At 70.6% G+C, this 13,869-nt stretch carries 12 protein-coding genes; 7 read left to right on the top strand and 5 right to left on the bottom strand.

What is annotated here, in order from left to right; translation table 11 throughout:
* The first annotated feature begins 5 nt into the window (after positions 1-5).
* Positions 6-1,682 (top strand): maltose alpha-D-glucosyltransferase, encoded by a 1,677-nt coding sequence (gene treS / locus HNR30_RS21650; RefSeq protein WP_181611717.1) that lies wholly within the window; start codon positions 6-8, stop codon positions 1,680-1,682.
* Here treS and HNR30_RS21645 read toward each other — a convergent pair.
* Positions 1,679-2,269: a response regulator transcription factor gene (locus HNR30_RS21645; protein ID WP_181611716.1), complete on the bottom strand. Its 591-nt coding sequence runs from the start codon at positions 2,267-2,269 to the stop codon at positions 1,679-1,681. The genes treS and HNR30_RS21645 overlap by 4 nt on opposite strands.
* Positions 2,266-3,333 carry a sensor histidine kinase gene (locus HNR30_RS50230; protein WP_181611715.1) on the bottom strand — a complete coding sequence of 356 codons (1,068 nt, stop codon included), beginning with the start codon at positions 3,331-3,333 and terminating at the stop codon, positions 2,266-2,268. The genes HNR30_RS21645 and HNR30_RS50230 overlap by 4 nt, the downstream gene beginning before the upstream one ends.
* Before the next feature lie 152 nt (positions 3,334-3,485).
* On the opposite strand from HNR30_RS50230, the gene HNR30_RS21635 reads away from it, so the two are divergent.
* Both HNR30_RS21635 and HNR30_RS21630 read left to right on the top strand, forming a co-directional pair.
* Positions 3,486-4,367, top strand: coding sequence for an ABC transporter ATP-binding protein (locus HNR30_RS21635; protein ID WP_181611714.1), 882 nt, complete (start codon positions 3,486-3,488; stop codon positions 4,365-4,367).
* Positions 4,364-5,053: an ABC transporter permease gene (locus HNR30_RS21630; RefSeq protein ID WP_181611713.1), complete on the top strand. Its 690-nt coding sequence runs from the start codon at positions 4,364-4,366 to the stop codon at positions 5,051-5,053. The genes HNR30_RS21635 and HNR30_RS21630 overlap by 4 nt, the downstream gene beginning before the upstream one ends.
* Here HNR30_RS21630 and HNR30_RS21625 read toward each other — a convergent pair.
* The 3 genes from HNR30_RS21625 to HNR30_RS21615 all read right to left on the bottom strand — a co-directional run bounded on the left by HNR30_RS21625 (position 5,022) and on the right by HNR30_RS21615 (position 8,606).
* Positions 5,022-7,316: an ABC transporter permease gene (locus HNR30_RS21625; protein WP_181611712.1), complete on the bottom strand. Its 2,295-nt coding sequence runs from the start codon at positions 7,314-7,316 to the stop codon at positions 5,022-5,024. The genes HNR30_RS21630 and HNR30_RS21625 overlap by 32 nt on opposite strands.
* A gap of 76 nt (positions 7,317-7,392) precedes the next feature.
* Positions 7,393-8,112, bottom strand: a complete 720-nt coding sequence (locus HNR30_RS21620; protein ID WP_312894552.1) for an ABC transporter ATP-binding protein — start codon at positions 8,110-8,112, stop codon at positions 7,393-7,395.
* Positions 8,106-8,606 (bottom strand): PadR family transcriptional regulator, encoded by a 501-nt coding sequence (locus HNR30_RS21615; RefSeq protein WP_181611711.1) that lies wholly within the window; start codon positions 8,604-8,606, stop codon positions 8,106-8,108. Before HNR30_RS21615 ends, HNR30_RS21620 begins: the two co-directional genes overlap by 7 nt.
* A gap of 113 nt (positions 8,607-8,719) precedes the next feature.
* Here HNR30_RS21615 and HNR30_RS21610 point away from each other — a divergent pair, with 113 nt between their 5' ends.
* From HNR30_RS21610 to HNR30_RS21595, 4 genes are all read left to right on the top strand, one after another.
* The gene (locus HNR30_RS21610) at positions 8,720-9,958 is read left to right on the top strand and encodes an ABC transporter substrate-binding protein (protein WP_181611710.1); all 1,239 of its coding nucleotides are present in this window, start codon (positions 8,720-8,722) and stop codon (positions 9,956-9,958) included.
* 7 nt (positions 9,959-9,965) lie between these two features.
* On the top strand, positions 9,966-11,282 hold the full coding sequence (locus HNR30_RS21605; protein WP_181611709.1) for an ABC transporter substrate-binding protein: 1,317 nt from the start codon (positions 9,966-9,968) through the stop codon (positions 11,280-11,282).
* A gap of 271 nt (positions 11,283-11,553) precedes the next feature.
* Positions 11,554-12,816: an ABC transporter permease subunit gene (locus tag HNR30_RS21600; RefSeq protein ID WP_312894586.1), complete on the top strand. Its 1,263-nt coding sequence runs from the start codon at positions 11,554-11,556 to the stop codon at positions 12,814-12,816.
* A complete protein-coding gene (locus HNR30_RS21595) occupies positions 12,813-13,694 on the top strand; it encodes a carbohydrate ABC transporter permease (protein ID WP_181611707.1) in 882 nt (293 codons plus the stop codon). Before HNR30_RS21600 ends, HNR30_RS21595 begins: the two co-directional genes overlap by 4 nt.
* Positions 13,695-13,869: the final 175 nt, after the last annotated feature.

Here is a 13,869-nt window from a genome sequence, read left to right as displayed (position 1 = left end):
GTCATATGACCAACCCATCCGTCGGTGAGTCCTTCAAGTGGGAGGACCCCAGCTGGTACAAGCGGGCGGTGTTCTACGAGGTGCTGGTCCGGGGGTTCAAGGACTCCAACGGAGACGGAACCGGCGACCTCAAGGGTCTCGCCAGCAAGCTCGACTACCTGCAGTGGCTCGGAGTCGACTGCCTGTGGTTGCTGCCGTTGTACGAGTCGCCGCTTCGTGACGGCGGCTACGACATCTCCGACTACATGAAGATCTTGCCCGAGTTCGGCGACCTGGCCGACTTCGTGCAGCTCATCGAGTCGGCGCACGCGCGCGGCCTGCGCATCATCACCGACCTGGTGATGAACCACACCAGTGACAAGCACCCGTGGTTCCAGGCCTCGCGCCACGATCCCGAGGGGCCCTACGGCGACTTCTACGTGTGGGCCGACGAGCCCACCGGCTATCCGGACGCGCCGATCATCTTCATCGGGGCGGAGGAGTCCAACTGGACCTACGACCCGGTGCGCAAGCAGTACTACTGGCATCGGTTCTTCCACCACCAGCCGGATCTCAACTACGACAATCCGGCGGTGCAGGAGGCGATGCTGGAGGTGCTGCGCTTCTGGCTCGACCTGGGCATCGACGGCTTCCGGCTCGACGCCGTGCCGTACCTGTTCGAGCGGGAGGGCACCTCCTGCAGCGGCCTGCCCGAGACCCACGCCTACCTGCGCAAGGTGCGGGCCGAGGTCGACAGGCTCTATCCCGACCGGGTGCTGCTCGCGGAGGCCAACGGCTGGCCGGAGGACGTGGTCGAGTACTTCGGCGACCCGACCGTGGGCGGCGACGAATGCCACATGGCCTTCCACTTCCCGCTCATGCCGCGCATCTACATGGCGGTCAAGAAGCAGTCGCGCGAGCCGATCTCGGAGATCATGTCGCGCACGCCGAAGCTTCCCGACACCGCCCAGTGGGGCATCTTCCTGCGCAACCACGACGAGCTCACCCTGGAGACCGTCACCGAGGAAGAGCGCGACTACATGCACGCCGAGTACGCCAAGGACCCGCGCATGCGGGCCTACCTGGGCATCCGGCGCCGCCTGGCCCCGCTGCTCGACAACGACCGCGACCTGATCGAGCTCTTCCACGCCCTGCTGTTCTCCCTGCCCGGCTCGCCCGTCATGTACTACGGCGACGAGATCGGCATGGGTGACAACATCTGGCTGGAGGACCGCGACGCGGTGCGCACGCCGATGCAGTGGAGCCCCGACCGCAACGCGGGCTTCTCCACCGCGGACCCGGGACGGCTCTACCTGCCCGCGGTCATGGATCCGATCTACGGTTTCCAGGCGGTCAACGTGGAGGCGCAGGAGCGCAGCGAGGGTTCCATGCTGCACTTCACGCGCCGCATGCTGCAGATCCGCAAGCAGCACCCGGTCTTCGGCACGGGCGCCTACACGGAGATGTGGTCGTCGAACTCGTCGGTGCTCACCTTCCTGCGGGAGGAGGGCGACGACCTGATGCTGTGCGTGAACAACCTGGCGAAGTTCCCGCAGCCGGTCGAGCTCGACCTGCGCCGCTTCGAGGGCATGACGCCGGTCGAGGCGCGCGGTGGCGTGCACTTCCCGAAGATCGGCTCGCTGCCGTACCTTCTCACCCTGCCGGGTCACGGTTTCTACTGGTTCGCGCTGAAGGACCTCTAGATCCAGCCTTGCTCCCAGGCATGCTGCGCCGCGGCATGCCTGGACGAGACGCCGATCTTGGCCATCGCCGACGACAGGTAGTTGCGGACGGTCCCCGGCGCCAGGTGCACCTGCTCGGAGATCCACGCGATCGACTCACCCGACCTGGCCGCCCGCAGGACCTCCAGCTCCCGCGCGGTCAGCGGGCAGTCGTTCTCGGTCAGCGCGGAGGCGGCGATGTCGGGGTCGACGTACCGCCTGCCCGCGTGCACCTCGCGGATGATCTCCGCCAGCCGCGACGCGGGCGTGGTCTTCGGCACGAACGCCCGCACCCCGGTGGACAACGCCCGCCGCAACACCCCCGGCCGCGCGTGCCGGGTCACGAGCACCACGGGCGCGTCGATCTGCTCGGCGGCCACCAGCCCGTCGCCCGGCGGCATCTCCAGGTCGAGAACCGCGACGTCGGGCCTGGTGCGTACGGCTGCCGCCACCGCACCGGTGCTCGTCTCCTCCTCTGCCACGATCTCCAGGTCGCCCTCGAGGCCCAGCAGCGCCACCAGCGCGCCCCTGATCAGCGCCTCGTCATCGGCGATCAGCACCCGGATCATGCCGGCACCACAGCCCGCACCGTGAAACTCCCCTGCTCGTTGCCCCAGCTCAGCCGTCCACCCGCCGCCTCCACCCGCTCGGCCAGGGCGGCCAGGCCGCTCCCCGCCGCGGATGCCTCCTCGGCGCCGTCGTTCGTCACCGTCAGCGTGCCATGCCCCTCCTGGACGGCCAGCACTACGCTCGCCCTCGAGGCGTGGGAGTGCCTGAGGATGTTGGTGGTGGCCTCGCGCGCCACCAGCCCGAGCAGGCGCCCCGCCGTACCCCCCACCTCGTCGTCGGCCGTGACGGTCGCCGCCACGCCCGCCGCCCTGAGCACCTTGACCGCGTTGGCCAGCTCGACCGAGAGCGAGACCTGCCGGTAGCCGCCGACCACGGCGCGGGTGTCGGTGAGCGCCTCGCGGGCCAGCTCCTGGACCTCCCGCATCAGCTCGACGGCCTTGTCGCGGTCGGCGACGCGGGCGGCCAGCTCGCTCTTGAGCGCGATCACCTGCAGGTGGTGCCCCTGGATGTCGTGGAGCTCGGCCGCGAAGCGCAGCCGTTCCTCGGCCACGGCCAGCTCCGCCGCCACCACCCTGGCATCCTCCAGCCGCTGCGCCACCTCGTAGGTCCACCACTGCATGCCGACACCCGCGGCGGTGCCCAGGGCCGAGGCTCCCATCAGCGCGGCCGTCGCGGGAGGGTACCCGCTGATCCACTGGGCCGCCAGGATCGCGACCGCGGCCGCCAGGATCGCCGGGACGCGCCGGCCCCGCGGCAGCCGGAGCGCGATCGCCATGGCGAGCAGTCCTGCCGCCATGCTCCAGAACAGCGCGGCGGGCCGGTCGCCGATCTGCCGGATCAGCGGGAACGCCGCCGTCGCCGCCAGGCCGCCCGAGACGGCCTCCAGCCACGCGCCCCGCCCGCGCACGATGTCCACGGCCCGCAGCATGAGCCTGATCGTGGTCACCACGAGCAGCGTGACGAGCACGATCGCGACCACCCCTCGCGCGCCCTCGCCGGCGAGGGGCATCACCAGCAGCGGCCACAACACGAGCGGCGGACCGGCCAGGGTCCAGATCGTCACGTGCCGCAGTCTGGTCAGCGGTGAGGCTCGCATACCGGAGATTGTGCCTGCCAGGGCGTGTGACATGTGTCATCGGTTCTCGTGACAATGCCACGCGGGCACGGCCGCTTCCGGCACTACTGGCCGTGGGCGGCGCGGGCGAGTCTTGGGCCATGACACCAGTTGAGGTAGAGGGACTGCGGGCCACCTACGGCGATTTCGTCGCCGTCGACGGCATCGATCTGCGGGTTCACCAGGGCGAGATGTTCGCCCTGCTCGGCACCAACGGCGCGGGCAAGACCACGACGCTGGAGACCCTGGAGGGTCACCGCCGGGCCCAGGAGGGCCAGGTGCGCGTCATGGGCCTGGACCCCTTCGCCCACCGGCGCCGCCTGGCCGGGACGGTCGCGACCATGCTGCAGGACTCCGGGTTCGCCGGCGAGCTGACCGCCGCCGAGACGCTGCGCATGTGGCAGCGGCTGCACCCCGGGCGTCAGGGACCCGCCGACCCCCTGGCCGAGGTGGACCTGGACCACCGGCGCGACGTGCGGGTGCAGCAGCTGTCGGGCGGTGAGCGGCGCAGACTGGACCTGGCGCTGGCCATCTCGACCGACCCCGACCTGCTCTTCCTCGACGAGCCGACTACCGGCCTCGACCCCGAGTCGCGCGAGCGCACCTGGCGGGTACTGCGTGACCTGCTGGAGCGAGGCCGGAGCATCCTGCTCACCACCCACTACCTGGAAGAGGCCGAGGCACTGGCCGACCGGATCGCGATCATGCACAGGGGCCGTATCGCGGTCAGCGGCACGCTGGCGGAGGTCGTGGGCGCCCACGCCTCCAGGATCCGCTGCGAGCTGCCCGCCGTGCCCGACAAGCTGCCGCTCTTCGAGGGCGAGGCCGCGCTCGACGGCAGGCGCCTGACGATCCGCACCCGCTGCCTCCAGGCCGACCTGCACCGCCTGCTGACCTGGGCCGACGCCGAGGGCCAGACCCTCAAGCAGCTGTCGGCCACCGAAGCCTCCCTCGCCGAGATCTTCAAGGACGTGAACTCATGATCACTATCGCGCTGGCCGAGCTCCGGCTGATCGTCCGCAACCGCACCACCCTCGTGATGGCGACCGTGCTGCCGCTCGGCTTCATCGCCCTCATGCTGGTCACCGGACGCAACGAACGCCCCGAGATGACCGTGCTGCACGTCATGATGATGATGGGCTTCACCGTCTTCCTGACCGGCACCACCACCCTGACCAGCAGGCGGCAGCAGCTCTACCTGAAGCGCCTGCGCTCGTCGCCCGCCCCGGTGTCGTCGATCGTCGCCGGGCTGATCGGGCCGCTGGTCCTGCTGTCACTCCTGCAGATCGTGCTCTTCCTGGGCCTGGCCGGTCAGCTGCCCGGCCGCCCCCTGCTGCTGCTCGCCGCCGCGCTCACGGCGGCGGTCACCTGGGGCGCCTTCGCCTTCCTCACCGCCGCCTTCACCCGCACGCCCGAGGCCGCCCAGATCACCACCGCTCCCGTCTACCTGCTGCTGTTCGGCGGCATGTTCTGGGTGCTCAACACCCCGGTGGACGCGGTCTCCTTGCCGCAGCTGCTGGTGCCGGGCGGCGCGATCTCGCAGCTCATCCGCCTGTCGTGGGACGGGCCGGTCGGTACGGCGCCGCTGACGCTGGCGTTGTGCGCCGCCATCGCCGCCGCGGCCGTCGCGGTGGCCGTCAGGACCTTCCGCTGGGAACCCCGTGCGTGAGCCTGGCGGTGGTGACGTGGGCGCGGGCGGCGCGGCGGGCCGGGATCAGGGCCACCGCGAGGGCCGCGCTCACGGCCGCGAGCACCGTCACGACCAGGGTGGCCGCGGCGGGCGGTCGCCCGATGCCCGCCCCGACACCGCTGGTGTGGCCCTGCAGGTCGATCAGCCCGGTCACGGTGGCGGCGCCCACGGCGGTGCCGGTCAGCACCCCGGCCACCACCAGGAGCCCGGTCGCCGTCACGAGGGTCGCGGTGACCTGGCGGGGCGTGAGCCCCATCGCCTTGAGCACCGCCAGGTCGGAGGCGTGGTCGCGCAGGCCGAGGCCGATGGCGGTGAGCAGGTTGGCCAGCCCGATCAGGGCGAGCACCGCGATCAGCGCGGCGATGACCGGCCTGAGCACCCCGAGCCGCTCGGCCGGGTTGACGACCCGCTGCACGTCGAGACCCTCCTGCGAGGCCGACAGCAGGCGCAGCCGCACCTCGCCGGGATCGGCGCCCGGTTTCAGCACGAGCGCGTGGTAGCCGGGCGGCACGCTGTCCTTGGCCTCCAGCGTGTCGAGGCCGACCGACAGCACCTGGCCGTCGAGGTCGGGCTCGACCACCCGGCCCACGATGCGGACGATGAGCGGGCTGCCGCCCACGGTCAGGCGCACCCGGTCGCCGATCTTCACGCCGAGCAGGTCGAGCAGACCCTGCCCTGCCACGCCCTCGCCGGGCTGGCTGTAGCCGCGCCCTTCCGCCACCGGATAGGGGTACGGCTCGCGGGAGCCGCCGATGGCCCTGACCTGGACCGAGCGGGCCTCGCCTGGGGCCAGGGCGTTGACGGTGCTGCCCGGGTAGGAACGTTCGACGCCGGGTTCGCGGGCGATCAGTTCCTCGGCCTGGCCCTGGGTGAGTTTGCCGGTCTTGACGATGAGGGCCGCGCTCTGACCCACCTGCTCAGGATTTTTCAGGAAACCGTCGAGCGTCGCCCACACCCCCAGCCCGATCGTGATCATCATCATGGGCACGGCCAGCCCGAAAGCCGTCAGGAAAGCCGGCACCCGGCGGGTGAAGGCGTCGCGGGTGCCGAGCACCAGCGCGGGCGGCAGCCGTACGAGCAGGGCCAGCCTGGCCAGCCGCGACAGGTGGCCCCTGGGCGGCGCGGCGGGAGCGGCCGGGATCGGCGGGGTGCGCCCGCCGCGCCAGGCGGGCAGGCCGACCGCGGCCAGCACCACGAGCGCGGCGCCCGCCCCGATGGCCAGCACCGGCAGCGGCGCGGCCGCTCCGGCGCCCAGCAACACCACCGGCAGCACCCAGCCGGCGGCCAGGCCGATGCCGATGCCGAGCAGGCCGAGCGCGCCGTGCTCCGCCACCAGCAGGAGCGCCACCTGGCCGCGCGTGAAGCCGAGCGACTTGAGCGTCGCCAGATCGCGCAGCTGGCCGAGCACGCGCCCGCCCGCCGCGTTGGCCAGCGCAAGCGCCGCGGCGACCAGCCCGACCACGCCGAACAGCGCCAGCAGGGTGCCCAGCAGCCGGTTGTCGAGCTCCATCGCCGCCCGCACCTCGCGCCAGGTGTACACGCGCTCCACCTGCCGCAGCTCGACCAGCACCCGCTGCGACACCACCTGGGTGGCGTCGGCGTCGGCGAGCCGCAGCCCCGTCACCCACTCGCTGAGCTCGTGCTTGGGCTCGATCCTGTCGAGCGTGCTGGGCAGCACCCAGATCAGCCCGGGGGTCCACTCGGGATAGAAGCCCTGTTCGGCCGAGTCGGCGATGCCGCGCACGTAGAGCACCTGGCGCGAGCCGCCGACCGTGTTGAGGGTCAGCGGCGCGCCCAGCCGCAGGCCCGACGCCCTGGCGAAGGAACGTTCGACCACCGCGCCGTCCGGCTGCTCCGAGCTCAGCCACCTGCCCTCCTGGACCTGCGGTCTGGCCACCTCGGGGAGCTGGGCGGGCAGGCCGCGCAGCGCCGCCTGCGGCCGCTTGCCGTCCTGCACGAGCGTGACCGGCGCCGAGCGGTACGGCCCCGCGGAGGTGGCCACGCCGTCGAGCTCGCGCAGCCGCCACACGTCGGGGCGCTCGGTGGTGTGGATCCAGATGTGCGCGCCGTTGGTCTGGCCGAACAGCGAGCGCCACGGGTTGGTGCCCTCTTCGAGCAGGGTCGCCCCGGTCAGCAGGGCCGCGAGGATGCCCGCCACGGCCAGCACCGTCAGCGCCGCCTGGCCTTTCCTGGCCCGCAGGTCGGCGCTGATCCAGCGGGTCGCGGCGCGTGCGGTGCTCATGGGCGGCGGCTCATCGGGGGTCTCTCATCGCAGGTCTCGTCGCAGGTCTCGTCGCAGGTCTCTCATCGAGGGTTTCTCATCGGAGGTCGATGACCTCGCCGGCGCCGGCGATCTTGCGTCTCGGGATGCGGCCGTCGTCGACGATCTCGCCGTCGAGCAGCGACACCACCCGGTCGGCCAGCGCCGCCACGCGGGCGTCGTGGGTCACCATGACGATCGTCTGGCCGCCCCGGTGCACCTCGCCGAGCAGGCGCAGCACGTCGCGGGTGTTGCGGCTGTCGAGGTTGCCGGTCGGCTCGTCGGCCAGCAGCAGCGCCGGCCGGTTGGCCAGCGCCCTGGCCAGGGCCACCCGCTGCTGCTCGCCGCCTGACAGCTGGCCGGGCGAGGCCTCGGCGCGGTCGCTCAGGCTCAGCTTGTCGAGGAGCTGCTCGCGGCGCTCGCGCGCCTCGCGCGGGGAGGTGCCGGCCAGCAGGGCGGGCAGCTCGACGTTGTCGGCGACGGTCATGTTGGCGACCAGGTTGAAGCCCTGGAAGACGAAGCCCACCTTCTTGCGGCGAAGCAGCGCCCAGCCGCTCTCCGAGAGCGTGTCGACACGCTTGCCGTCGAGCCAGATCTCGCCGCTGGTGCGCGGGTCGAGGCCGCCGAGCATGTGGATGAGCGTGGACTTGCCGGAACCGGACGGCCCCATGATCGCGACGAACTCTCCCGCCTCGATCTCCAGGTCCAGGCCTCGTACGGCATGCACGGGCACACCGGAGGCGGCGTAGATCTTGACCAGGTTGTGTGCCTTCAGCACAACTCCTCCTGGCAGCGTTCGAGCCAGTCGAGATCGGCCTGGAGGTGCAGCATCGCCCCTTCGACCAGCAACCGGGCGACCGTGGACTCGCTGCGCTCCATCACCTCGTTGAGCTCGCGCATCAGACCAAGGTAGTGGCGCCGCTGGCGGCTGATCAGCGCCATGCGGTCGGCGATGCCGGTCAGCGGGGCCAGGACCAGCTTCATGTAGAACTCGTCACGCACCCGCGGGCCCTCGGTGGGCTCCTCCACCCAGGTCGTGAGCGCTTCCCTGCCCGTGGCGGTGAGGTAGTAGACCTTCTTGTTCGGCCGGTTGGACTGCTCGACGTCGACGGCTCTGACCAGGCCGTCCTTCTCGAGGCGAGCCAGGGTCACGTATATCTGGCCGATATTCGGGGAGGGGTACGCGGCGCCGAAGGTCTGTTCCAGAGCCTGCTTCAGCTCGTAGCCGTGAGCGGGCTCCTTGGCGAGCAGTGCCAGAAGGTGCAACCGCACGCCGCACCTCCCCTGTTACGCAGGCGTTACCGGACGGTCCGTTGACTGCCAGTTTACGGGTGTGCATAACATGAATGCATCTACCTAACACGTATGTAATGCGGAGGTAACCGGTGTTTCGCTCGCTGCTCACCGTCGCCGTGCTCCTGGCGGTGACGGGATGCGCGGGCGCGGGCGCCTCCGACACCGACGGCCGGACGAGCGGGACCGGACCGATCACCTTCGCCACCGGCCGCGACACCACGGCGTACCTGCAACCCCTGCTGGACCGCTGGAACCAGGCCCACCCGGCCGAGAAGGTGACGCTGCTGGAACTGCCGGAGGCGGCCGACGAGCAACGTGCCCAGATGGCCGCCAACCTGCAGTCCAAGAGCGACAGGTACGACGTGCTCGGCCTGGACGTCACCATGACCGCGGAGTTCGCCGACAACGGCTGGATCATCCCCCTGGAGCGCGGGGCCTTCCCCCTCGACAGGTTCCTGCCGCCCGTCGTCGAGACCGCGATCTACCGCGACAAGCTCTGGGCGGTGCCGTACACCAGCAACGCGGGACTGCTCTACTACCGCACCGACCTGGTCGCCAAGCCGCCCGCCTCCTGGGCGGAGCTGCGGCGGCAGGCCGTGGGCATCCGCAAGAAGCACACGATCGGCGGCTACGCGGGCCAGTTCCTGGCCTACGAGGGCCTGACCGTGAACTTCTCCGAGGCGGTCCAGGCGGCCGGGGGCCGGATCCTCGACCCCGAGGGCACCCAGGTCACGCTGGAGACCGGGACCGCCACCACCGCGCTCGACTACCTCGTGCAGGGCCTGCGCGAAGGCTGGATCCCCCAGGAGTCGCTGAGCTTCAAGGAGGAGGAGTCCCGGCTGGCCTTCCAGCAGGGACGGCTGGCCTTCATGCGCAACTGGCCGCACGCCTACGGCCCCGCCACCGCGCCCGGCTCGGCGGTCCGCGGCAAGTTCGCCGTCACCCGGCTACCAGGGCCGAGCGTGCTGGGCGGCAACAACCTGGCCATCAGCGCCCACTCGCGTCACCAGCAGACCGCCCAGGCCTTCATCCACTACTTCACCAGCCTGGACAACCAGCGCAGAGTCCTGACCGACGGCTCCTTCCCGCCGGTGTGGACCGAGCTCTACGACGATCCCGGGCTGATCGAACGATTCCCCTACCTGCCCGTGCTCAAGGAGAGCATCCTGGCGGCCGAGCGGCGGCCGGCCAGCGCCAACTACAACCAGTTGAGCCTGGTCATCGCCAGCAACGTCGCCAAGGCGCTTGCTCCGCCGTACACGGAGTCCGCCGCGGACGTGGCGGCCTCGTTGAAGGCGGAACTCTCCGAGGTGCTCAAAACCCAGTGAGGCATTCATGCGCAAGGCACTGACCGCCGCCGGACTCGCGATCGCCCTCGCGGCCTGCGGCAACGCCCCCACCACCACCCCCACCCAGGCGGGCGGCTCCCCCTCGGCGGCCGCCGGCGGCAAGACGCTGGAGGGGGTGAAGATCGAGGTCGCCGCGAAGTGGACCGGCGAGGAGCAGAAGAACTTCGAGCAGGTGCTGAAGGCCTTCACCGACAAGACCGGCGCCCAGGTCACCTACGCCTCCACCGGCGAGGACACCGGCGCCTACCTCGGGCCGCGCATCCAGGGCGGCAGCCCGCCCGACGTCGCGATCCTGCCCCAGCCCGGCCTCGTGCAGCAGTACGCCGACCAGGACGCCCTCAAGCCGCTCGGCGACGCGGTGGTCAAGCAGCTCGACGAGAACTACACCGACTACTGGAAGGAGCTCGGCTCGGCCGACGGCAAGCCGTACGGCGTGCTGGTCAAGGCGGCGCACAAGTCGCTGGTCTGGTACCGCCAGAGCGCCTTCGACGAGGCCGGCGTGCAGCCCCCGACCAACTGGCAGGAGCTCGTCACCGCCGCCCAGACCATCGCCGACTCCGGCACCGCGCCCTTCTCCTTCTGCGGCGCCTCCGGCTGGACGCTGACCGACCTGTTCGAGAACGTCTACCTGTCGACCGCGGGTCCCGAGAAGTACGACCAGCTGTCCAAGCACGAGATCCCCTGGACCGACGAGTCCGTCGGCGTGGCACTGACCCGCATGGGCGAGCTGTTCAGCAAGAAGGAGTTCGTCAACGGCGGCTCCAGCGGAGCGCTCCAGACGGACTTCCCGACCTGCGTCACCCAGGTCTACGGCCAGAAGAAGGCGGCCATGGTCATCGAGGCGGACTTCGTGGCGGTCTCGGCCGTCGAGTCCGGCGCCAAGGTCGGCGAGGAGGCCAAGACCTTCCCCTTCCCGAAGATCGGCGACACCGCCCCGGTCGTGCTCGGCGGCGACATCGCCGTGGTGCTGAAGGACTCCCCCGGCGCCCAGGCGCTGCTGGAGTTCCTGGCCTCCAAGGAGGGCGGCGAGGTCTGGGCCAAGCTGCCCGGCTACCTGTCGCCCAACCGCAACGTCTCGCCCGACAACTACCCGGACCCGCTGACCAAGCAGCTCGGCCAGACGATCATCAGCGCCGGTGAGACGGTCCGCTACGACATGTCCGACCTGGCGCCCAGCGCCTTCGGCGGCACCGACGGCAAGGGCGAGTGGAAGCTCCTGCAGGACCTGCTGCGCAACCCCTCGGACGTGAAGAACATCCAGACGCAGCTCGAGGCGGAAGCCAAGAAGGCCTGGAAGAACTAGCCCCCGGAAGGAACCAGCCGTGACCGATCAGGTGCGCGGCCCCCAGGGTCCGCCCTCCGACGACTCCTCACAGGATTCGTCGAGGAGCGGGCCCGCCACCGGGCCGTCCCCCGAGCTCACCACCCCCGCAACGACCCAGGAGCCCGCCACCCCTCCCACCCCACAGGAGCCCGCCACCCCCTCCACGAGCCCGGAGCCCGCCACCCCCTCCACGAGTCAGGAGCCCGCCATCCCTGAGCTGGCGACCGCGGGTCCCGCGGCGCCCACCGCGGTGAAGGGCAGGCGCAGGCGCCTGGGCCCCTCCCCCACGCTCGCCTACGTCTTCCTGCTGCCCGCCGCGATCCTGCTGGGCGTCTGGGTGGTCTACCCGATCATCTACTCCATCGTCAGGAGCCTGTCGGGGCCCCAGCCGTCGGACTTCGTCGGCCTGGGCAACTACATGACGATCTTCAGCGACGCCAGCATGCTCACCACGATCAGGAACAACCTGATCTGGGTGGTCATCGCCCCCATCCTGGTCACCACACTCGGCCTGATCTTCGCCGTGCTGACCGAGCGCATCCGGTGGTCGACCGCGTTCAAGCTGATCGTCTTCATGCCGATGGCCGTCTCGCTGATGGCCGCGGGCGTCATCTTCCGCCTGGTCTACGAGCAGGACCCGGACAAGGGTGTCGCCAACGCCATCCTGACCAGCGTCGGCGACACCTTCTCCTCCAGCCAGGGCTATCCCGACGCCCGGCCACGCGAGGGCGATGCCGTACGGGCCGAGGGCGGCGGGGTCGTCGCGACCGGTCAGCCCGCGCTCATCCCCATCGTCGGCATCAAGGCGGGCACCCTGCCGGAGTCCGCGCAGCCCGCAAAGGCCGGCGCTTCGGGCGCCGTCTGGTTCGACTTCACCCCGGGCGGCGGCGGCCGCAACGGCGAGATCGATCCCAACGAGCGCGGCCTGCCGGGCATGACGGTGGAGGCCGTGCAGGGCGGCAACGTCGTGGCCACGGCCACGACCGCCGACGACGGCTCCTTCGCCTTCGAGGGCGTCTCGGGCGCCTACGAGGTACGGCTGCCGCAGTCGAACTTCACCGCCCGCTACGGCGGGTTGTCCTGGCTCGGCCCGACCTTCATCACTCCGGCCATCATCGGGGCGTTCGTCTGGGTGTGGGCGGGATTCGCCATGGTGCTGATCGCGGCGGGGCTGGCCGCCATCCCGCGTGACGCGCTGGAGGCCGCCCGCATCGACGGCGCCACCGAGTGGCAGGTCTTCCGCAAGATCACCGTTCCGCTGCTGTCGCCCGTGCTGCTCGTCGTCTTCGTGACGATGATCATCAATACCCTGAAGGTCTTCGACCTGGTCTTCATCATCGCCCCGGCCTCCGTGCAGGACGAGGCCATGGTGCTGGCCCTGGAGATGTGGCGGGTGTCCTTCGGGGGCGGCGGCAACCAGGGCATGGGCAGCGCGATCGCCATCTTCCTGCTGATCCTGGTCCTGCCGTTCATGATCATGAATATCCGGCGCTTCCGGAGGGAGGACACATGAGCAGCACCGGCGCCCACGCCGGCGAGATCAAGCGCGGCGGCCTGAGCAGGATCGTGGATCTGCTGGGCAGCGGACTGGTCCAGGTCGTGATGATCCTCATCGGGCTGTTCTGGCTGGTGCCCACCCTCGGCCTGCTGGTGGTCTCGCTGCGCGACGAGACCGTCAACGCCGCGGAGGGCTGGTGGACCGTCTTCACCAAGCCCGCCGACCTCACCTTCCAGGCCTACAGCAGCCTGCTGGCGACCGGCTTCACCTCGTCGTTCTGGAACACGGTCCTCATCACCGTGCCCACCACGATCCTGGTGATCGGCATCGCGGCGATGGCCGCCTACGCCTTCGCCTGGATGGACTTCCCCGGACGCGACCTGCTCTTCCTCATCGTGGTCGGGCTGCTCATCGTGCCCATCCAGATCGCACTGATCCCCATCGCCTCGCTCTACGGCGGGCTGGGCATCTTCGGCTCGATCCCGGGCGTGGTGCTCTTCCACGTCGCCTTCGGCCTGCCGTTCGCGATCTTCCTGCTGCGCAACTTCTTCGTGGGCATCCCCGCCTCGCTCCTGGAGGCCGCCCGCATGGACGGCGCACCCGAGTGGAAGATCTTCGCCCGTGTCGTGTTCCCGCTGGGCAAGCCGGCGATCGCGTCGCTGGGGATCTTCCAGTTCCTGTGGGTGTGGAACGACATGCTCATCGCCCTGGTCTTCGCCGACACCGAGTCCCAGCCGATGACCAAGGCGCTGCAGTCGGAGATGCGGCAGTTCGGGACCAACGTCGACATCCTCGCGCCCGGCGCGTTCCTGTCGCTGATCATCCCGCTGGTGCTGTTCTTCGCCTTCCAGCGGTACTTCGTGCAGGGCATGATGGCCGGCTCGGTCAAGTGAACCCCGCGGGTGCCCGCCTTCCGAGGGGGCAGGCGGGCACCCGCTACTCGCCGAGTCCGACGGGCGCAGGCCGACCGGGCCGTGATCGACGGGGCCGAGGGCCCGGCGCTCGCCGCCGCCCTCGCACAACGCTCCGCCGTACGGCAGGCTCCCAGGCCTGGCCAATCTCGTAAAT

It is taken from the genome of Nonomuraea soli (genome assembly GCF_013761175.1).
In the GTDB taxonomy this organism is placed as follows: Bacteria; Actinomycetota; Actinomycetes; order Streptosporangiales; family Streptosporangiaceae; genus Nonomuraea; species Nonomuraea soli.
This window is presented reverse-complemented; position numbering and strand designations above follow the sequence as displayed.